This is a genomic window from Paenibacillus sp. MABNR03 (assembly GCF_050455445.1).
GTDB lineage: Bacteria > Bacillota > Bacilli > Paenibacillales > Paenibacillaceae > Paenibacillus > Paenibacillus xylanilyticus.
In genome coordinates this window covers 530,755-550,761 of record NZ_JBCIYR010000001.1, presented here as the reverse complement: position 1 = coordinate 550,761, position 20,007 = coordinate 530,755, and the positions used below count along the sequence as shown (strand labels likewise).

Annotated in this window: 17 protein-coding genes; 1 reads left to right on the top strand and 16 read right to left on the bottom strand. The window is 46.4% G+C overall.

What is annotated here, in order from left to right:
- Window positions 1-60: 60 nt before the first annotated feature.
- The 13 genes from AAIH57_RS02410 to AAIH57_RS02350 form a co-directional block, all read right to left on the bottom strand.
- On the bottom strand, window positions 61-459 hold the full coding sequence (locus AAIH57_RS02410; RefSeq protein WP_430020415.1) for an Asp23/Gls24 family envelope stress response protein: 399 nt from the start codon (window positions 457-459) through the stop codon (window positions 61-63).
- 232 nt (window positions 460-691) lie between these two features.
- Window positions 692-1,771, bottom strand: coding sequence for an AI-2E family transporter (locus AAIH57_RS02405; RefSeq protein ID WP_430020414.1), 1,080 nt, complete (start codon window positions 1,769-1,771; stop codon window positions 692-694).
- A gap of 108 nt (window positions 1,772-1,879) precedes the next feature.
- On the bottom strand, window positions 1,880-3,322 hold the full coding sequence (locus AAIH57_RS02400) for an ATP-binding protein (RefSeq protein ID WP_430020413.1): 1,443 nt from the start codon (window positions 3,320-3,322) through the stop codon (window positions 1,880-1,882).
- A complete protein-coding gene (locus AAIH57_RS02395) occupies window positions 3,300-4,007 on the bottom strand; it encodes a response regulator transcription factor (protein WP_175396311.1) in 708 nt (235 codons plus the stop codon). The genes AAIH57_RS02400 and AAIH57_RS02395 overlap by 23 nt, the downstream gene beginning before the upstream one ends.
- Before the next feature lie 185 nt (window positions 4,008-4,192).
- The gene (locus AAIH57_RS02390) at window positions 4,193-5,632 is read right to left on the bottom strand and encodes a 4-hydroxyphenylacetate 3-hydroxylase family protein (protein ID WP_430020412.1); all 1,440 of its coding nucleotides are present in this window, start codon (window positions 5,630-5,632) and stop codon (window positions 4,193-4,195) included.
- A 170-nt stretch (window positions 5,633-5,802) separates the two neighbouring features.
- Window positions 5,803-7,761, bottom strand: a complete 1,959-nt coding sequence (locus AAIH57_RS02385; protein ID WP_430020411.1) for an ABC transporter permease — start codon at window positions 7,759-7,761, stop codon at window positions 5,803-5,805.
- Entirely contained in the window at window positions 7,736-8,506 is a 771-nt protein-coding gene (locus AAIH57_RS02380) for an ABC transporter ATP-binding protein (RefSeq protein ID WP_175396308.1), read from the bottom strand. Before AAIH57_RS02380 ends, AAIH57_RS02385 begins: the two co-directional genes overlap by 26 nt.
- A gap of 275 nt (window positions 8,507-8,781) precedes the next feature.
- Window positions 8,782-9,765: a sensor histidine kinase gene (locus tag AAIH57_RS02375; RefSeq protein WP_430020410.1), complete on the bottom strand. Its 984-nt coding sequence runs from the start codon at window positions 9,763-9,765 to the stop codon at window positions 8,782-8,784.
- Entirely contained in the window at window positions 9,762-10,466 is a 705-nt protein-coding gene (locus AAIH57_RS02370) for a response regulator transcription factor (RefSeq protein ID WP_175396306.1), read from the bottom strand. The genes AAIH57_RS02375 and AAIH57_RS02370 overlap by 4 nt, the downstream gene beginning before the upstream one ends.
- A 78-nt stretch (window positions 10,467-10,544) precedes the next feature.
- The gene (gene nagZ / locus AAIH57_RS02365) at window positions 10,545-11,894 is read right to left on the bottom strand and encodes a beta-N-acetylhexosaminidase (RefSeq protein WP_430020409.1); all 1,350 of its coding nucleotides are present in this window, start codon (window positions 11,892-11,894) and stop codon (window positions 10,545-10,547) included.
- Window positions 11,895-12,259: 365 nt separating this feature from the next.
- Window positions 12,260-13,363, bottom strand: a complete 1,104-nt coding sequence (locus AAIH57_RS02360) for an NADH:flavin oxidoreductase (RefSeq protein WP_430020408.1) — start codon at window positions 13,361-13,363, stop codon at window positions 12,260-12,262.
- A 254-nt stretch (window positions 13,364-13,617) separates the two neighbouring features.
- Window positions 13,618-14,931: a hypothetical protein gene (locus AAIH57_RS02355; protein ID WP_430020407.1), complete on the bottom strand. Its 1,314-nt coding sequence runs from the start codon at window positions 14,929-14,931 to the stop codon at window positions 13,618-13,620.
- A gap of 213 nt (window positions 14,932-15,144) precedes the next feature.
- Window positions 15,145-16,194, bottom strand: a complete 1,050-nt coding sequence (locus AAIH57_RS02350; protein WP_430020406.1) for a 2,3-butanediol dehydrogenase — start codon at window positions 16,192-16,194, stop codon at window positions 15,145-15,147.
- Between the two features lie 352 nt (window positions 16,195-16,546).
- Here AAIH57_RS02350 and AAIH57_RS02345 point away from each other — a divergent pair, with 352 nt between their 5' ends.
- A complete protein-coding gene (locus AAIH57_RS02345) occupies window positions 16,547-17,584 on the top strand; it encodes a LacI family DNA-binding transcriptional regulator (protein WP_430020405.1) in 1,038 nt (345 codons plus the stop codon).
- 134 nt (window positions 17,585-17,718) lie between these two features.
- Here the strand turns inward: AAIH57_RS02345 and AAIH57_RS02340 are convergent, their stop codons facing one another.
- From AAIH57_RS02340 to AAIH57_RS02330, 3 genes are all read right to left on the bottom strand, one after another.
- Complete coding sequence (locus tag AAIH57_RS02340; RefSeq protein ID WP_175396301.1) at window positions 17,719-18,693, bottom strand: D-2-hydroxyacid dehydrogenase family protein; 975 nt, start codon at window positions 18,691-18,693, stop codon at window positions 17,719-17,721.
- Window positions 18,694-18,819: 126 nt separating this feature from the next.
- Window positions 18,820-19,074 carry a hypothetical protein gene (locus tag AAIH57_RS02335; protein ID WP_175396300.1) on the bottom strand — a complete coding sequence of 85 codons (255 nt, stop codon included), beginning with the start codon at window positions 19,072-19,074 and terminating at the stop codon, window positions 18,820-18,822.
- Window positions 19,075-19,252: 178 nt separating this feature from the next.
- Entirely contained in the window at window positions 19,253-19,834 is a 582-nt protein-coding gene (locus AAIH57_RS02330) for a TetR/AcrR family transcriptional regulator (RefSeq protein WP_430020404.1), read from the bottom strand.
- Window positions 19,835-20,007: the final 173 nt, after the last annotated feature.

The following is a 20,007-nucleotide window of genomic DNA, read 5'->3' as shown; positions in this document are numbered from 1 at the left end:
ATGACAGCATAGCTTGCCATCTGTTTTTATTCATTCAGTATTTCGACATCAGACTTCCAACTACACTTGTTCCTGCATGGCTACACCCACGACGTGCACTTTAATTTCTTTTACCATAATGCCTGTTAACTGTTCTACAGCTTGTTGTACATTATGCTGCAGTTCCTGGCAGACTTGATGCATCCTGAACCCGTACTGAACGTTAATTCGCAGCTGAATGGAGGCTTGGTCCTCCTTCACCTCGACGTCGATGCCTTTTTGCAGGCTTTTGCCGCTGATGCTCTTGGCAATACCTTCGGTTAATCCGACAGACATGGAAGAGATGCCGGAGGTCGCCTGTGCAGCCATACCCACAATCTTGGATACCACATCGTTGGAAATATGAATGGCGCCAATTTGAACGGATTGAGGTTCGATGTACTCGGGGGCGATGTATTCTTTAGGGATGATTTCAGACATGCTTTCCACTCCTTTAATGATTATCGATGGATTAAGATATAAAATGCAATTCAAATTTTTACACGTTAACGGAGAGTGCAGTACCGATCTGGAGAAGCGAAGCGCTCGCCTTCATCACCAGAGTTTTTCCCTTATAAGGGAATCAAAGAAACTTGGGGATAACAGCGATCGGAAGATGGTACTGCAATCGGAGTGACTGAGTGTAACAGCCCATGAATTTTATATCCTAAAATCAGGCATTCTGCCATTTCTCCTTGAAGAACAGCTGGTAAACCCGGACCAGAATAATTTTGACGATCATGTAGACAGGGATGATAATCAAAATCGCAATGATTCCGCCCAGATCTCCCGCTCCCAGCACCAATATAATCGTTGTGAGCGGATGGATGTCGAGCTTTTTGCCAAATACATACGGAGCCACCAGATTGTCCTGAATTTGCTGTGCCACCAGAATGATAATCAATGACCAGATCGCCACCGACGGTGATTGAATCAGACCGATAATGACAATAGGGACAGATGACACAATGGCTCCAATAAACGGAACAAAGTTCATAATGACGGCGACGACGGTAAGCAGGAGTGCATAAGGCAGTCCAATGAGCAGGAAACCGATATACATCAGCACGCCGAGCGCCAGATTCACCAGGACTCTTCCAACAATAAAACCACTTAGCGCCTGATCGATCTCAAGGACCACTTCACGGCTGTCTTTTTGGAATCGCTTCGGTGCGATGTGCACCAGTTTACGGCCAAACTTCTCACCCTGCTTCAGCATGTAGAACAAAATGATCGGGAATGTAAACAGAATGATCGCAAAGCTGGAAATGAGTGAGAACAATCCACTCACATAGTTGGTTACAAAGGTAAACCCTTTGTTGATATAGTCCGTAATCTGCGAAAACGGCGTTGATCCTTCAGGGAACAATGCCTTGATCGCTCCGTTCTGCTCCAGTTCTCTCAACTGTACACTGAGTGAATTTATCAAATTGGGTGCATTATCCACCAGATTAATAAGCTGCTCCCGTAAGGATGGCCATAACCCAACGATGAACAGGACAAGCAGCACACCGAACACGAGATAGATCAGCAGAATGCTAAGTGTGCGGTTCAGCTTTTTGCGTTCCATATAGTTCACGAGCGGCCTTAACAGATAATAAAAGAATACGGACAGCATCATCGGCACGGTAATGACCGTAAGCATGGTCACGAGCGGCTGAAATATAAAGCTGACGCGAGATAACAGATAGATATTGACGAGCACCAGCGCCAGCCCAATGCTGAACCGGACAAACGAACTTCCTTTTAACAAATAGTTCCCCTCCACATAGCCTTCTCTTTTTTGGATCGATATAAGTTGAACCCATACACTAACGCTAAAGCACTGCCCGGTCAGAACAAACTTACATGTACATTCAACTTATCCGTTTGGAATTTGAATGGTAAACACGGTTGTTTCTTTACCGCGCCGGGACAGGATCAGGCGTCCGCCCATCTTCTCTGTATTTCGCCGGGCAATCGCGAGTCCGAGTCCAGTTCCGCCCGTACCGGTTCGCGCTTCATCCCCTCGTACAAATGGATCAAAAATGGTGCTCCACAATTCCTGGGGTATGCCCACACCCGTATCTGCAACCTCAATAACCACATGCGTATCCAGCGGAATCAACTCCACGCGCAGCTCTGTTCCCTGCGGATTGTAGGAGAGGGCATTGGTAATCAGGTTTTGAATCACTCTCGATAACAATTCGGGATCATATCTGGCGTAAATCTCCTGGTCAGGCACGAGCATATGAAGTACAAAATGCTTTTGTTCAATCTCCCCATATGTATCGGCCATGACTTCACGCACGAATTCCCCAATCTCCCTCTTTTGAATCTGCATGTGATAATCGGGAGAATCCACCTTCAGCAGCTCGAGCATATTCTGTATCATGCGTGCAACCTGAACGGACTTGTTATAAATGTATCCCAGATAACGCTGCTGCCTTTCCTTGTTTTCTCCCCGTCCCTCCACGAGAGCCTGGGCGTATCCCTGAATGGAGGTAATTGGCGTTTTTAAATCATGGGACAGATCGACGATCAGCCGCTGCTTGCTTTCCTCCGCGTAACGCTTCTCTGCCGAGGTGTTCTCGATGACATCTGCCATATAATTAAATGTTTCGCCAATCTGGACGAATTCCTTCTCCGCCGAGATCGACAGACGTGTGCTGTAATTCCCTTGAATCATCTGTGTAAGACCTTGGGACAAAATACTCAGTGGTTTTTTGATTCGACGCGCAACCCAGTAGCTGTATACGAATATCAGCAGCAGAACGAAGCCAATTCCGATCATGATATAAAATGACAATGGATGCTTTAGGTTGGTAATCAGCTGATTTTCATTAATACGGATACTGACCAGATCACGGGGAATCTTCAGCAATACATACTGTGCATCTCCCTCTGCAGCATATTGAGAAATCGAGTAATAAAAAGGTTGATCACTTCGATTCTCCAATCCCGCATACAGCTCCGACTCACTGTAATGGATAACCGCATCCTGCTTATCGCCGATCCGGCGAATGACCGATCGATCTTCATCCAGAATCTCAATCCAGCCTCCGCTGTCCATCAGCCGCTGTATTTCAGTGCTTGTGGAGTCATCTTCTCGCCCCTTATTCAATTCGGCTGCATAGACATGCGCCTCCACGTTAAGATCAGGGTCAACGACCTGGTCCGAAATACGAAAATCCACGACATCCAGTGAAACCATAAGGTAGACAATCAAGACAAGAAGCAGCAAAAAGAAGTTGAACAGCAGGAAATCCAGTGTCAGGGAGGTTTGCAAAAGTCGCTTTTCTCTAGCTTTCCGTTGGCGCTTCAATTTTGTATCCCAGTCCCCTTATCGTTTTTAGGTATTCCGGTTGTCTGGAGTCGCGTTCAATCTTCTCCCGAATATTGCTAATGTGTACCATGATGGTGCTATCCTCATGCGCATAGTAATCTCCCCATACCGCCTCGTATATTTTCTTGCGGGTAAATACCCGGCCCGGCTGCTCCAGCAGCAGATCCACAATTTTATATTCCGTAGAGGTCAGGGTGACAGGTTTGCCTGATCGGAAAAGTACACATTTGGAGCGATCCAGCATGAGTTCACCAAGAACCAGATTCGTCTCTTTAGGCACAGTAAACTCAGGAGCATCAAATTGATTCACACGTCTTAATAAGGCTTCCACACGGGCAACAATCTCGAGTGGATTAAACGGCTTGGAAATATAATCGTCCGCACCAAGTCCAAGTCCGAGTATTTTGTCGTGGTCCTGGCTTTTGGCGGATAAAAACAGAACAGGCATATGATGGGTTGCCCTGATTTGTTTAATTAATTGGAGACCATCCATCACAGGCATCATGATATCCAAAATCACCAGGTCAATGGGGACAGAACGAATGCATTGTAATGCTTCCGCTCCATTTGCGGCGGTCCTTATGTCATAGTCCTTCTCCAGGTACAATTGAAGCAATTCCACAATTTCCGGTTCATCATCTGCGATCAGTACGGTGTATCTCATGTTATTCCTCTCATTTCTTCATTCCTCTATCATCGGCTGTGTATTCTTTTACATGCATGCTACTACTATATACTACGTCTCTTAAATGAACCTAAATCAATTCTAAAGATAACCTAAATAAAAAGCCCAGGCAGGGGCCGGGACTTGATTCCATCAAAAATTACATGGTTGTAGTGCTTAAGCTGTTATTTCATATGAAGCCACGGTTTAACCTTTTTATTCAAATACTCCTTGTCATGCTGCACATACTGGCTTGCACGGTTGCGTGCCGGATCACCTGCATAGTACCGCTCGTATAGATCGTGTCTGGCTCCGAGGGAACTCCCGGTCAGATCCCAGGCAAGTTGAAACAAACGAATTTTCTCAGGAGCTTGCATTGTTACTCCACCAAGGTATTTGGACATCAATGTCCCTACCGATTCATCCTGGCCGAATTGGCCTGAAGGAATCTGAATCAATCCACCTGCAGCAATGGTTTTCAAAATTTCGACCGCTCGCGGATAATATCGACTCCCCAAATTACGTGCTGTATCAATGTATTTGAATGACGGCAGCCAGTTACCATATGAATCTGGCTTCGCCTGAACCTCAGAAGCAATAATTAAACCCTCGATCGTCTGCATCTGGCTGATCATCTCACCCAATTGTTCCTGGACATTCAGGAAAGAATCCACCCCAATCTCCTTGGCAATTGCCGAAGTGACTGCGGTGATGAATTCCAGTTTGGAATGCAATCGAATAATGCTCTGATGGTAGGCCAGACTGGACGAGGCTGTGTTGCAGCGGATCTGCCAAACGGCCTCCGGGTTGTTGTGCAGCAGTACACGTTCCCAAGGGACCAATACGTCGTCGAAAAACAACACAGCATCCATCTCATCATACCGCGCACTGAGCGGGTGAGCAAAATCAGATGGGGAAGCCGCAAAAGATTCCCGGCATACCAGATGCAACCCCGGACTCCCTACCGCAACAATGACCATATGGGCGAGTTCCGGCCGATGTCCAGGAATCCGCTGGATCGGATACGCAATGATATCATCTGCATATGGAGCTGCCGTAGCCACCATTTTGGCGCCCCGAATGACAATGCCTTCCGAGTTGGTTCTTACAATCCGCAGCATGGCATCTTCATCTTCCCCAACAGGCAGGGAACGATTAATCTGTGGGTCACGCTGGACGATCGTCAGAAATGCATCTTTTCGTTTAGCTTCCTGATAATAGGCTGTTATTTTGTCTGCATACATGGGATCATGTGAAGCCATATCGTCTCTCGTAGCATACCATCCGGTAAGGCGGGACCGAGCATAGTCAGACAGTCTGCTCATCACCCCATAGGTCCGCTCTGACCAGAGCCGAAAGGCTGCCGCCCTGCTGCTGATATCCTGAGTAGAAAGAGGGACCTGGAATGCCTGGTGTACATAACCTCCCGTCTGTTCATCCCAATAAGTGAGCGTATCTCTTGCATCCTGTTCATCTGCCAAATTAAACAAATTTTCTATCGTTTGCAGTGTACCCTGAAAGGCGGGATGTTCGGTTACCTGGACACGCTTGCCATCCAGCCATACATTTCGCTCATCATTCAATCGGTGTATGAAAGCTTGTCCACGAGACATCGTGATGCTCATTATACGTCCTCCCTCAGGCATAAGCCCACTGTTCCTATAACTCACAAATCTGCAGTTTTACGAAATTATGTAATGATACAAATTGTATCTAATGAAATAGTACAGTGTCCTGGACAGAAAAGTCAACAAACACCGAACGAGTCATCCGGTGTTTGTTCTTCTGTGCTGATTTAGACTAATTTGGAATACATGTGACGCAGATACCGCCAGCGCACAAGGGCAAAGTAGACGATCTGCATGGATGCAAAAACCAAGAAAATACGCAGGCTGTGCCCCACGACCGAAAAATCGACCAGCTGCTGCAGTGCCACAAAAGCGACTGAGCTATGAATTAGTGCAATCAGAAGTGGCAGGAAAAACATCAGGAGCAACTGTCTTGTTACGATTTTGCGAAGTTCGGGACGACTTAGGCCCATCTTGCCGATCATGCGATACTGTGCCTCATCCCTTTCCAGATCCGCGTAGAGTCTAAAATAGGTGAAGCTTGCCGCAAAGGTGAAGAACACAATGCCGATCAGACCGCTCAGAATCAAAATGATCCCATTGGTTTGTTTCGAATTCAGCCAATCCACAACGAGAGCGCTGACCATGAAATAGCCTTTTGTAAAGGGCTGCTTCTGTATGGAATCAATCAGTTCAGGGGCAAAGGCTCGTGTACCCATCCAGTCTTCGACGACAAATTGGGTCATTTTGTTGGAGTAAAAGTCCTCACTCATCTCTATGACCTCATTGTACGCTCGTTTCATTTTTTCGAACAATTCATCGGAAACGACGTAAATGTCCATTTTACCTTCATTAGGGATAACGATCTGGGTAGCGGGAGGAGATAGCTGAACCTGTTGATGATATTGTTCGACTTCCAGATCGACCATTGTTGGTGAGAATCCCTGTTCCACTTGTTTACGCAACTCTTTGCGTGCTGTCAAATTCGCCGGGGTCATGAAGGCCCCATTTTCCTTATCCAACGTCCGCTCTTCATAACCAAGGGCCTTGGCCAAATGGTTGTATTCACTCAATTTGATAATATAGCGATTACTATTCTCATACAGCGGGGTGTAGCTTCCTTTTACATATGGAACTTCATGTTCTATTAGCGATTCTTCAATCTGTCTGATATTCTCCTCTGCCTCCGGTGTATCCCAATAATTCGTGTATGTGAATGCATATGGATTCGTCATGGACGACAACCCGGGGTCTGCCACTGCCAGCATGGTGCCTATTCCCGTAAAAGCAGAAGCCGAGATCACACTCACCATAAAAAACATGACGGCATTATCTTTCATTCGATAGGTGAGCTCGGACAGGAACAGCAGATTCGTTTTGCGGTAGAACAAACGTGGATTGCTTTTGAGTGCCCGAATGACGTACACACTGAGCTGGGTGAACAGCAGATATGTGCCCGCGATAACCATAACGACACTTCCCAGCAATAATGGAAATGAGAAGTTTACCCACACAAAAGTGAATACCCCAGCATACCCTCCCCCAATGAGCACTACGGAAAGTATAGCGAGCAAACGAGATGCTTTCGGTTCCGGTTTCGGCTTTTCCTCGGATTTGACAAGGTCAATGAGTGTACCTTTGCGTATAAGCAGAGAGGAACACAGCGCAATAACTCCAAAAAGCAGCAGAAACGCACCAGCGGTCAGGGCAATTCCTTTCAGCGGAAAATAGAATCGGAGACTGTTCTCCACAGCTAGCATCGAACCGCAGATGAGCAGAATCAATTTCCCGAAGATCATCCCCAAACCAATACCCGCTATAATGGCCGCTATTCCGATACACATGTTCTCCATAAACAGGAGCCGGTTCATCTGTTTGCGAGTCATCCCTATGATCAGAAAGATACCGAATTCCTTTTTGCGCGTCTTCAGAAATGAACCTACCGAGTAGAGCAAAAACAGGAATGAAAAGATGAATATAATCATTTCCGCAATCATAAAACCCTGGTTGGCAAGCAAAGTAACCGTTCCACTCGAACCCTTTAATCCTTCTTTTAAGTCCGGATGGAACAAAAGCAATGCATACGTAAAGAAAATCATGACGGAAAACGTGCTGCTCAGAAAGTGAGCCAGATAAATCCGTTTGTTGCGAACCACATTATTAATGGCGAACTGGCGAAAATTCATGTCCTGACCCTCCCATTAGGGATAACACATTGATAATTTTTTGATAAAAAGCAGCCCGGTTATCGCCGTAGTGAATCTCATTGTAGAGTTTGCCATCCTTGATAAAGACGACCCGGCTGCAGTAGCTCGCAGCAACAGCATCATGCGTCACCAGCAGCATGGTAGTCCGATCCTCCTGATTACGGCGTTCCAGCATTTCCATCACGTCTCGTGCCGCCTTCGAATCCAGGTTGCCTGTCGGCTCATCTGCCAAAATTAATTTGGGCGAATGAATCAGCGCCCTTGCAATGGCTGTACGTTGAGCCTGGCCACCAGAAATCTCATACGTCCGCTTGTCCAGAATGCCCTCGATCCCGAGTTTGCTCGCCAGCCGTTCCACACGTGTGTTCATCTCTCCCAGTGGCGTTCCGTCGAGTGTAAGCGGCAGCACGATGTTCTCCTTGACTGTGAGGGTATTTAGCAGATTAAAGGATTGAAAAACAAATCCCAATTCTTTACGCCGAAAAAGGGCGAGCTCATCCGGATTGAGTTCAAACGGATTTTTCCCGCCAATCCGCAGTTCTCCTGATGTCGGATGATCAATCGTTGAGATCATGTTCAGCAGAGTCGTTTTTCCGCTGCCGGATGGTCCCATAATGCCAACAAATTCCCCCTCCTGAATACTGAGGTCAATGCCCGATAGTGCTTCATACGAGACGATTCCTTTATAAATCTTGCTGATCTGATTTACCGAACATATTTCCATATGTACAACTCCTTCATTTATAATTCGATATGACAAGCCTGACCTGCACATCAATTCATTGGCACTTGTTTTGCCTATTGACCCCAGTTTACCTGAAGTTTCGGCTGTTCTCCTATGGCTTAACCTTTCACTTGCATGACAATGTTGTAAGGTTGGTTACTGGAAAAACAAAAAAGACGCCGTTACCTCATATGGGGAAACAGACGTCAATTGATATCCATCTTTTTTCTTCATGAAACGAATTGCTACGAATTGCTTGCTGCCACCATCCAGCCTCAGGTATTAAACGTAATCCGGACAGTCGTTCCTTCCCCATACACGGATTCCAGATCAATCCGGTGATTCATCCGAGTCAGGACTTCCTTTACAATGTATAACCCCATACCGGTTGACTCCTTGAAATGACGACCGTTCTCTCCGGTGAAGAAAGGCTGGAATACCCGTCTTAGATCAGACTTTGGAATGCCAACACCCTGATCCTGAACTTCAAGAACGATTGACCTCTCCGCTTGATAAGCTCGCACGTATATCTTTTGCTCGCTACCAGAGGAGTATTTGATCGCATTGGACAAGAGCTGCACCAGGACAAAGCGAATCCATTTGGCGTCCGATTGAACGACGATCGAAGAATCCATCTGTATTTCCGGATAAACGTGATTGCGAATGAAGAAACGCTTCAGTTCATGAATGGCCTCTTCACCGGCAGTCTTGAGTGTGACGGGTTCCACGCTGAAGTCCTGTTCAAATGTGTCCAAACGGGCCACATACAGCACGGTTTCCAATCCACGTCTCATCTGATCTGCTTCCTCCCGAATGCTCTTAAACCGCGGATCATCGTCCTCCTGATCCTGCACGGTTAGCTCAATCACCGATAAGGGCGTTTTCATTTGATGCACCCACTGGTTCATAAAAGTCAGATATTCCTGTTGACGCTGTTCCAATCGATGCAAGTGTGCATGATAATGACCATATTGTGAATCAAGCAGCTTCTCCAGTGCCAGTGATAATGGAACCGCCTCATTTAATGGGACAAATTCATTTAGTGATTTCATGGATTGTGACATTCGGCTGTAAAAGGATCGGTGTGACAAATAACGGATAATCAAGTAGCCTGCATATAAAAATAATCCTAACGATACGGCATAGACAGCCGTTAACCAATGATCATAACCGTCATACCAGAACACGGCGACAACGGTAAGCAGGATGACGACCACCCAGCAAGTCAAGGCAAGGTGCTCTCGCATAAACAATTTCATGATGGCGATGCTGCTTTCCAGTTCGCATTCAATCGGTAACCCGAACCCCTCACCGTCTCCAGTGCGTCCGTTATTCCAAGCTCGGCCAGTCGCTTGCGTACTCGAGTGACATTGACGCTGAGTGTGTTGTCATCAACAAAGGAGTCATCCCACAGCTTCTCCAGGATTGTCTCCCTGCTTACCAGCTTGGGACTGCGGCGCAGTAACGTTTCAAGCAGAATCGTTTCCTTTTTCGTCAGCTGCACTTTGCAATCACCGAGCTGAATCTCCAGCCTTTCCAGATAAACCGTCAATCCGTCCAGTTCGACTTTGCGCTCTTCGTCGCGGGCAGCATAATCCCCATATACACGTCGCAGCTGACTTCTGATTTTGGCCATCACAATCTCATGTTCGAACGGCTTCGTAATATAGTCATCTGCTCCGTTCTCCAGCGCCATTACCTGATCCATCTTTCCGCTTCGGGCCGAGATAAACAGAATCGGACACGTAGACATCGTACGAATTTGGCGACACCAGTAGAATCCGTCGTAGCTCGGCAAGTTGATATCCAGTAGAACAACATGAGGCTGTATCCGCTCAAACTGCTGTACAACCCCTTCAAAATCCTCAACCAAGACGGCTTTGTCCCCGTAGCGCTCGATATGGGATTTCAGCAGTCCTGCAATCTTGGGATCATCTTCGATGATCATAATGGTATACATATGTGGGTCTCACCTCTAACCTGTAATCATGAAATGCAGTGTTCTTCTCTCTTATCCAAAATCATACCACAGGATGTCCTACTCGGCATTGACCCGTTTGCGCCATTCCACAATGTCTGTGTTTAATTGCTTCAGGTCTCCTGAGGCTTGTTGTTCATCAGACAGCTTGTACGACTGCTTCAGTGTCAGAATACGATACACGCTTTCATCGATTCGGGATTCGGTAATTGTGCCTTTCTTTACTGCATCTTTCAACGTATCGAAAATGGTTTTGGCACTTTCATAGCTGTGAGCCACGAGCAGAATGTCACTTCCTGCCTGAACCGTCGCGATTGCGGCTTCATTCAGTTTAAAATTTTTGGCGATGGCACCCATGCTTAGATCATCGGTAATGACGACACCGTCATAATTGAATTTGTCTCTTAAATGTTCACCGATAATTACATCCGATAACGATGCAGGATGGTCCGGATCAAGCTTCGGGAATAAAATGTGAGCCACCATGACGGCTTCAGCATGCTCTTTCACTGCGGCTTGAAATGGAATCCACTCGAGCTCGGCCAGCTGTTTCTCCGTTTTGTCCACCACTGGCAGATCCAGATGAGAATCCACGGAAGTATCACCATGACCGGGAAAATGCTTCACAACCGGGATGATGCCTTGGCTGCGCAAACCTTTCATCTCTGCGATACCGAGACGAGACACCAATTCTGCCGAACTGCCGAAGGATCGGTCACCAATTACCGGGTTGTTCGGATTGCTATTGACATCCAATACGGGAGCAAAATCCACATTAAAACCTGCAAGCTTGATCTGCCTTGCCAGCAATTCCCCCATTGTCTCTGCCAGCTCGGCGTCTTTCGTGGCACCTAATTTGCCGTTCGATGGGATGCTTTCCACTGCTTCCGGCATTCGGCTGACTTTGCCACCTTCCTGATCCACACTCATGAAGATTGGTACAGGGTTGGAACGATTCTCCTCTTTTATGGACTGGACAAATTTCGCCGTTCCCTGCAAAGTCGTTACGTTATTGGCATAGAAAATGATACCTCCAACCTTCTGGTTCACAATCATCTGTTTGGCTTGTTCATCCAAAGCCGTTCCCTGAACGCCAGCCAGAATCATCTGCCCAATCTTCTCATCCAAGGTAAGCTGATCAAGCTGTTCTTGAACCGGATCAGTCTCTTCCTCAGGCGGAGTGTTGTTTTGTTGATTGCTGTTTTCTTCCTCTCCGGTTGTGAGTGAACCATCATTATTATCCGGTGCAGATTGTTGTTCCGTATTAGAACCTGCAGAAGAATTTGCCGTGGAATCGGGCTTCGAAGCCTGTCCGCATGCCGTTAGAAGCAAGAGTATTCCTATAAGCAGGAACAATATTGGCAGCGAAAATTTACGTTTACTTCTTATAGGATCATTACGCAAATACAAGGAAGTTCATCCTCCTAAATCTTGTTGGAATGTGTACTGTCATGTTCAGGCATAACATTAACATACACAACACTATTTTCAAAGTCATTGCTCTGATGACAAAAATGGAGTTGAGTTAAGAAAAAGGTTTCGCTTATCGGGGTGTAGTGTGGTACTTCGTGGTGTTATGACAATGAGCGTGTGCGATCGATGGGTGAGGGATATGGTAACAGCGGATGAGAATCGGTTTATTATTGTGAATTTTTCATGTGTTGAAATTGTAATTATAGAGACGGGAAAAAGCCGCCTTTCGGCGGCCTAAGGTTTATTGTCGATTTTCACGTTTATTTGGCATCGTTTTAAATCAAGTCTGTAATGGAATGCTTTTAACTCAACGTTTTCAACACTTCTGTTGTAAAAGGGATAATTTCTGCCTGGCGTCCTTCCCGTACTTTTGCCGGCCATTCCGGGTCACTGAGGAGTACACGTCCCAGTGCAATCAGATCAAATTCATTGTTTTCGAGCATTGAATTCAATTGGTCCAGATGGGCATCGCCTGTTCCTTGATTCTCGGTTGATCTGTCGACGAATTCCGCTTCAAGGCCTACCGATCCAACGGATATCGCAGGTTTCCCACTTAACTTCTGTGTCCAGCCTGCAAGGTTCAATTCAGATCCTTCAAATTCCGGCAGCCAGAACCGACGAGTCGAGCAATGAAAAATATCTACGCCCGCTGCAGTCAGTGGTGCAAGAAATTGCTCCAGCTGTTCCGGGGTCTCTACCAGACGAGCATCGTAATTGCCCATTTTCCATTGAGAGAAACGAAGCACAATCGGGAAATCCGGCCCAACTGCCTCACGGCACGCTTCAATCACCTCAACTGCAAAACGTGTACGATCGGCCAAATCACCACCATACTTGTCTGTGCGACGATTGGTGTGCTCCCAGAAGAACTGGTCAATCAGATATCCATGAGCACCATGCAATTCTATGCCATCAAACCCGATTCGCTTGGCATCTGCTGCAGCTTGTGCAAATGCTTGTACCAGGCCTTTGATCCCTTCTTCGGTTAACGGTTCCTTGTTCTCTTCCCCTGCCATGCTGATACCCGAAGGGCTAACCGGCTCCGCCTCTGCATGGGGAAGATCACCAGTACGGCGGGCAGTGCCCACATGCCACAGTTGAGGCATGATTTTGCCACCAGCCTCATGGACAGCCTGGACCACATTCGACCAGCCTTGAAGTGATTCATCACCATAGAATAACGGGATGCTCTCACCGCTTACGGATGAAGGGTGATTAATACCTGTACCTTCCGTGATAATAAGGCCTACACCACCAGCTGCTCTGCGTCGATAATATTCGGCAACTTCCGGTCCAGGTACGCCTTCTGGAGAGAAGCCGCGAGTCATTGGTGCCATGACGATCCGATTGGACAATGTAAGCTTGTCTGAAGTGAAAGGTGTAAACAACGCTGAAGATATACTCATTTGTTTATAGCTCCTTTTTCTTTGGAATGTCAGAACCCAATTACCTTTCTATTTTATAGTTTCTAAATTTTATTTTCAAACATCGCCAGAGCGGTTTATGCTTCTATGTAAACAGGCAAAAAAATAGAGCACCCCCGCAGCAATTTTGGATCACTCTGCTGCACAACGCATGCTCTGTACTTGCATCCTCAACCATCCTACACGGAACCGAAAATATGAATGATGCATAATATATTCCCTCATCTTCCTTTCATTTAGTCCGAATTCACAGGAATTTCATTCCGATGAACTCTGAGTATCTTGCCTGATGAAGGTGAAACAACGTCCGGATCCGTGCCCAGACCGAAATAGAAATCTCCCTCATGCTCTTCAAATGATTTGGCATACGTATCCTGGTTAAACCGAAGAATTTCATGCCATGTGACCAGATCCGTTGTCTGATACACCCGGTTGATATACAAGTTTTTGTTTTGCAGCGTGTACGTGAGTACATATACTTTACCGTCCCGTAAAAGCAAGTCGGTTGGCAATGCCTTTGGATCTGGCAAAATCACGCGTCTTACCTGATTAATGGCTGTCATGACATTCAAGGATTTAGGGAGTAGCTGACCATCATTGAATACTCCGCCAGCGATATAAACTAACTTGTTATCGAAATTAACATTTTTCCCGATCTTATTATACGGAACTGTCCCCTGTTGATAGGTTAATCCAGGCAGCATTTTATTGCCATAAATGACCACATCTCTCTTTTCGAGATTGGCGTTAATCTCCAGAATGTTCGTTTTGTCATTCCAGATTTTATTGGCAGGATACATCATGCCTGAAGCATACAGCTTGCCCCCCAGCTCAAACAGCGTATAAGCCCTCAGCCCAAACGAATTAATGTTCGCATACTTCTTCCAGGTCACGCCCATATCATGGGAGATCAGCACTGTTGGCTTATCCTCTGTTCCAATGGCCGCAAACATTTTTCCCTGAAACAGGGCCAGATCGTAGACGTGTACACCGAGCGGAAGATTGCGATACTTTGTCCACACATCCCCGTCCAACCGATAGAAGTTACCGAGACTCCAATGCTCCCCGTCCGAATCATTCCCCGGAATATAAAGCTTGTCATCCAGTACTTTGTAGATATCGATCTGTTCCTCATCCACTACCATTTTGGTCGATGGAACAATGCCAGGGTTGCTGTTGCTAACTGCCTGTTTATTAAACGAAGAAGCTGCTGTATCGTAATAAACCACCGGGATGGGGCCCGAGTTGGGTGCTACCCCCATGTTGCTGCTGTTCCCATGACCCAAATAGATTTTACCTCTGTACAGCTGCATATCCCACACATTATTGGCGTATGGCGTTTTTGCAAAAGGTCGACCGAGCAGCTCCAATTTGGATGTCACATCAGCAGATGTGATCGGAGCATTAGATACGTTCGCCATCGCCCGTTCAACAGTGGGCTTTCGTGCGGTCGAGTCATTGTTTTTGGGCTTGGCACTCCCTGTAACCATCCAGCCAACACCTGCAACAATCGTCAAAATAACAGCTGCCCATTTCGTGTTATTATGCATGCCCGCTTCCTCCTTCAACGTTTATATTGAATGCCTTTTCAAAACAACGATACAAATCGTATCTTTTTATATTATGTAAAATGAAACAAGCATGCAACACATTCCGCCCGCTTCAACAAAAATAGACAGCTGCATCCGAAGATGAGCTGCCTACGCAGTTTATATCAAGCCAAATATACTATTTTCATTAAGTTAGAAGTTTCTGAATTCTAGCTATTCAGCTTTGACCAGAATTTTCACCTGATTTTTCTCTTTCAGAAGTGCTTCAAATCCTTGATCGACCACTTCATCCAGCGAAATGCGTTTGGTAACCAGCTTGTCTGCCGGGAAAAATCCTTTATCCATCAGACTAATGACAGCCGGGAATACATCACGGTAACCGATAATACCATTCACTGTACGTTCTTTCATGACAATGGAGTTCGGCAGGATCGGTGCTGCCTGTTCGAAAATACTGACGATCATCAGCTCACCGCCAATACGTGTCGAGTCGATCGCTTGCTGCAGCACAGGTGGAACACCTGTTACCTCATAAGCTACGTTAACACCGCCTTGCGTGCGTCTGTGAATCTCTTCCACTACATTGTACTGTTTAGGATCAATGACGATGGCACCAAGCTCTTCGGCTTTTGCTTTGCGTTCCTCGGACAACTCCACTACATAAATATCGGAAGCACCCGATGCTTTCAACGCTTCAATGACCAGCAGACCGATAGGACCTGCACCAAATACAGCTGCAGTATCGCCCACTTTCAGCTTGCTTTGGCGGACAGCATGCAGAGCAACCGCAGAAGGCTCAACCAGGGCACCTTGCTCATAAGAAATGGAATCAGGAATAGCATGCACCATGTACTCTTCAGCCGTTACATATTCGGAGAAACCTCCGCCTCCTCCAGCGAGACCGAGGAATCCCATCTGGTCGCACAGATTGTATTTTCCCTGTTTGCAGGCTTCGCAATGTCCACATGCATAGATAGGTTCTACGACAACACGATCTCCTGCTTGAAAACGGGTAACGCCTTCACCCACTTCAACCACTTGCCCCGAGAACTCATGCCCCATTACCACAGGTGCTTGTTCGCCTGTTAGCGGATGTGGTGCTTGAGCCGGAATGAAAATGGGTCCTGCTGTGTATTCATGCAGGTCACTACCGCAAATTCCGCACCACTCCACTTTTATTTTAACTTTTCCCTCTGCAGGGCGGGGTTCATCAATATTTTCGAGACGCAAATCTTTAACACCATGCCAACGTAATGCTTTCATTCATTTCATCTCCCAGATCATAGGTTTGAATATAACCGGAAACGTTTCCGTAGTTAAATATGTCACAGTTTAGATAGTCTGTCAAACACATTTTCCCATAAATAAGTCGAAATCATGAATTTTATGGGTAAACATGCTAGCATGAAAAATACTCAACTACTGGCTTTTTCCAAGGGAATAGCGTGATTAAGAGCTGTTTTCTTTGGGAGAACTTTACACAGCTCCACCATTTTGAACGAAAGGTTAGGGCATTTGGTTTATCTGAAGTGTTATAATCAGAATATAGACATGAACACAACATGAAATTAACATATATTCGGAATCGTTTCCGATAAAGTGAGGTCAACCAAACGTGAGTAAGGATCAAAAGGTTACAATCAAGGACGTGGCAGAGTTTGCGGGGGTGGGCATTGCAACCGTCTCTAGGGCAATTAACAATTCCGAAGGAATCAGCAGCAAAACAAGGGACAAGGTCATGCAAGCCATTGAAGAGCTTGGTTTTGTCCCCAACACGTCCGCACAAAGTCTCAAAATTCGCCAGACACACCAGATTGCCCTGGTCGTACCGGATATACGGAATGCCATCATTCCAGAGATCTCCTGGTCTGTCGAGCAAACGGCAAAACAGCACGGGTACCATGTGGTACAGATTAATACGGCGGGTAATGCCCGCACGGAGCTGGAAACGATTCGTAATATCAAAAAGCTGCATGTGGACGGGCTTGTATTCATGCCACTTGCCTATCCCAAAACGCTGCCCGGATTAATCGATAAGGCCCCACTCCCGATCTCCATGATTAATTATGGCAAAAAGCTTGAACCCGGTATGAAGGCAGATATCGTCTCGTTGTCTCAACCTGAGGGAAAACTGGTGATGGAACATTTGATTAAGATCGGGCGTACACGAATTGCCTATGCCGGAGCTCCCAAAGACATTATTGAAGAGCGTTACCGCGCATACGAACAAGCCTTACCGCATGTCGATATCTCGCTTGTTTACTTTGGAGAAGATTTCTCCCTGAATACCGGAGCCAATGCAGCGGATTATTTCCACGGACTGACACATATGCCGGATGCGGTATATGCAATCAATGACATGGTAGCCATAGGATTGGTTAACCGCTTCAAAGAACTTGGTATACGTGTACCCGAAGATGTCGCAGTCGTTGGAGTGGATAACAACCAATGGACTACCGTCTCGTTCCCCCAGATCAGCTCGGTCTCCATTATGGGAGAAGAAGTCGCCAGACTTGCGACTGAACTGCTGCTCAAACGCATACGCGAAATGAGTTCTACCGACTACGAGCATATTCAGTTCGAACCCAGACTTATTGTACGGGAATCCAGTGTCGCCATGATTCGTTCCTCGTCTCGAGGGCACAGCATGTAATCGTAAGTACGAACCAACGCAAACAAACAAGGTGTCCTTGCCGCCGCTAATCACGGCTCGATGTTCACCTTGTTTGTTATGTGTATTGCTTCAATTGGAACAGTCCGGGCCTCTGGATGGCTCGTCATTGCTCGTTATTGCTTCGCTCCCAGCTGCCTGATCGGGCTTCCTTTCAGAAACATATCGATGTTCTCTACCGTATGACTGAAATATATCTCGTAATTTCCTTGGGTCACATAACCCAAATGGGGTGTAGCCAGTACGTTGGGTAAGGTCCGCATCACATGATTTACCGGAAGAGGTTCTTGCTCGTAAACATCAAGCCCTGCGCCGGCAATCAGCCCGCTTTGCAAAGCTTCCACCATGGCTCCCTGATCCACAATGCCCGCACGGGACGTATTAATCAGCAGCGCAGTTCTTTTCATCCGCTGGAATTCGGCTTGTCCAATCAGATGACGAGTGCGTTCACTTAGCACCAAATGAATGGAAACGATATCACTTTGCTCCAGCAGCTCTTCCTTCGTTTCACACCAGATTACGCCGTGCTCTCCGGCTTGTCCTGGCGTCAGATTCTGACTCCAGGCCATGACGTTCATACCAAATGCTTTGGCAATTCCGGCCATTCGAGTACCTATTTTCCCCAAACCCAGGAGTCCAAGTGTCTTCCCGTGCAAGTCCATGCCGATGGTGCTCTGCCAGTTGCGATTGGATTTCAGGGCATTATTTTCTGTTACCAGCTGTCTGGATAATCCCAAAATAAGTGCCCAAGTCAGTTCGGTCGGTGGATTAGAGCTGCCCTCTGTTCCGCATACAATGACTCCTTGTCGTTCCGCAGTCATCAGATCAATCGATGCATTTCGCATCCCGGTTGTAATCAGCAGCTTCAGATTGGGAAGCCCGGATATGACCGATTCGGGAAATGGAGTACGCTCACGCATTAGAACAATAATGTCATAATTCTGCAGCTCCTGAATCACCTTTTCTTCCGATCCCATGTAGTTATTGAAGGTTTGAACCTCCACCCGATCCAGGATTGGCATCCAATCAGCCGACGACAGGGCAACATTCTGATAATCATCCAATATGGCACAACGCAGCTTTGTCTGCATTCTGTAACCCTCCTCCTCCAATATACGGTATATCCTGCACCTACCTGTATTGTATCAACTCGATGCCGGTCTGCCCAATGTCCTCAGACATAAAAAAGAGCCGGAAATGAGGTTCCGCCTCTACATTTATATCAAAATCTTAAAAAGAAGTGCCGTAATAATAACGGCAACCATGACCTTGGCCAACCCGCGAACTTTGTTAACAAACTGATCCAGCTGTGCATGATCATTGGTAAAAAGAGAGGCTGCTATAGCCGTTGGAGCTAAAATTCCAAATAGAATAAGACTGTACATTACAATACTTACTTTACCTATAGTTGTTATCGATACACCTATGACATAAAAGACGATAAGATATATTCGCCAATAAGCTGGCGCCATGCTATTCCCCCTTATGTTTGATGTTACTACATTTACGTTTCACTATACATATTGTCTCATTCATCTATATTTTCCTATCGCATAACAATGCGGAAGCATATACAACTGAAGCAAGGCAGAGAACGGTCCGCATGAAACCATCCCCCCAATCTCTCGATTGGCTTGATCATAATGTTTCTCACCCAAGCTGAGATATCGCAGCCTCAATACTTTGCTCGACAAATGAGCGATCCGGACCTGATTTCATTAACACGGTCAATCCGATCATGGAAATCACCAAAGACCTGGCGACAGCACTCGCATTCAAGTTACCAGACAGTTCTCCGGATCGTTGCCCCCGTTCGATCGTCTCCTGAAAAATTACAGCCAGATACATCTGATGCTCTCTTGTCAGGACGGCGAATTTAGAATCGTGAGGAGCCAGTTCGACCATCGTATTGATGCAAAAACAACCATGACGCGGATCGGTCACATCCCCTTCTGCCCCGATATGCTCAAACAGCGCATGAAAAGCTTGTTTTACTGAGCTCTTTCGTTGAAGTCTTGATCGGATCTGAGCTGCATGCAGTGTGGTATACCTGCGCAGCACCGTCTCAAACAACGCCTTCTTGTCGCCGAAGGCGGCATACAAACTGGGGCGTTGAATGCCCATACTTGTGGTCAAGTCCGTCAATGATGTAGCTTCGAATCCTTTATCCCAAAACATGTGCATCGCTGCATCAAGCGCTTTGTCGGTATCAAATTCCCGTTGTCTCACCATAGCTTTTCTCCTTTTATATACCAATCAATATACTATATCCTAGCTTCCACCCATATCGATGTCAAATCTAAAAGCCCATACGCATCATCGTAATACCTTAATACTATTATACTTTAAAATTTGTTGTTGACATTCCACCCAAGCTTAAAGTATGTTTTTCCAGACTCATATTA

What these genes read in the sequence shown, in the direction of transcription:
- AAIH57_RS02410 (WP_430020415.1), bottom strand. Translation starts at nt 459, where the DNA reads ATGTCTGAAATCATCCCTAAAGAATACATCGCCCCCGAGTACATCGAA.
- AAIH57_RS02395 (WP_175396311.1), bottom strand. Translation starts at nt 4,007, where the DNA reads ATGAGATACACCGTACTGATCGCAGATGATGAACCGGAAATTGTGGAA.
- AAIH57_RS02390 (WP_430020412.1), bottom strand. Translation starts at nt 5,632, where the DNA reads ATGAGCATCACGATGTCTCGTGGACAAGCTTTCATACACCGATTGAAT.
- AAIH57_RS02385 (WP_430020411.1), bottom strand. Translation starts at nt 7,761, where the DNA reads ATGAATTTTCGCCAGTTCGCCATTAATAATGTGGTTCGCAACAAACGG.
- AAIH57_RS02380 (WP_175396308.1), bottom strand. Translation starts at nt 8,506, where the DNA reads ATGGAAATATGTTCGGTAAATCAGATCAGCAAGATTTATAAAGGAATC.
- AAIH57_RS02375 (WP_430020410.1), bottom strand. Translation starts at nt 9,765, where the DNA reads ATGAAATTGTTTATGCGAGAGCACCTTGCCTTGACTTGCTGGGTGGTC.
- AAIH57_RS02370 (WP_175396306.1), bottom strand. Translation starts at nt 10,466, where the DNA reads ATGTATACCATTATGATCATCGAAGATGATCCCAAGATTGCAGGACTG.
- AAIH57_RS02360 (WP_430020408.1), bottom strand. Translation starts at nt 13,363, where the DNA reads ATGAGTATATCTTCAGCGTTGTTTACACCTTTCACTTCAGACAAGCTT.
- AAIH57_RS02355 (WP_430020407.1), bottom strand. Translation starts at nt 14,931, where the DNA reads ATGCATAATAACACGAAATGGGCAGCTGTTATTTTGACGATTGTTGCA.
- AAIH57_RS02350 (WP_430020406.1), bottom strand. Translation starts at nt 16,194, where the DNA reads ATGAAAGCATTACGTTGGCATGGTGTTAAAGATTTGCGTCTCGAAAAT.
- AAIH57_RS02340 (WP_175396301.1), bottom strand. Translation starts at nt 18,693, where the DNA reads ATGCAGACAAAGCTGCGTTGTGCCATATTGGATGATTATCAGAATGTT.
- AAIH57_RS02335 (WP_175396300.1), bottom strand. Translation starts at nt 19,074, where the DNA reads ATGGCGCCAGCTTATTGGCGAATATATCTTATCGTCTTTTATGTCATA.
- AAIH57_RS02330 (WP_430020404.1), bottom strand. Translation starts at nt 19,834, where the DNA reads ATGGTGAGACAACGGGAATTTGATACCGACAAAGCGCTTGATGCAGCG.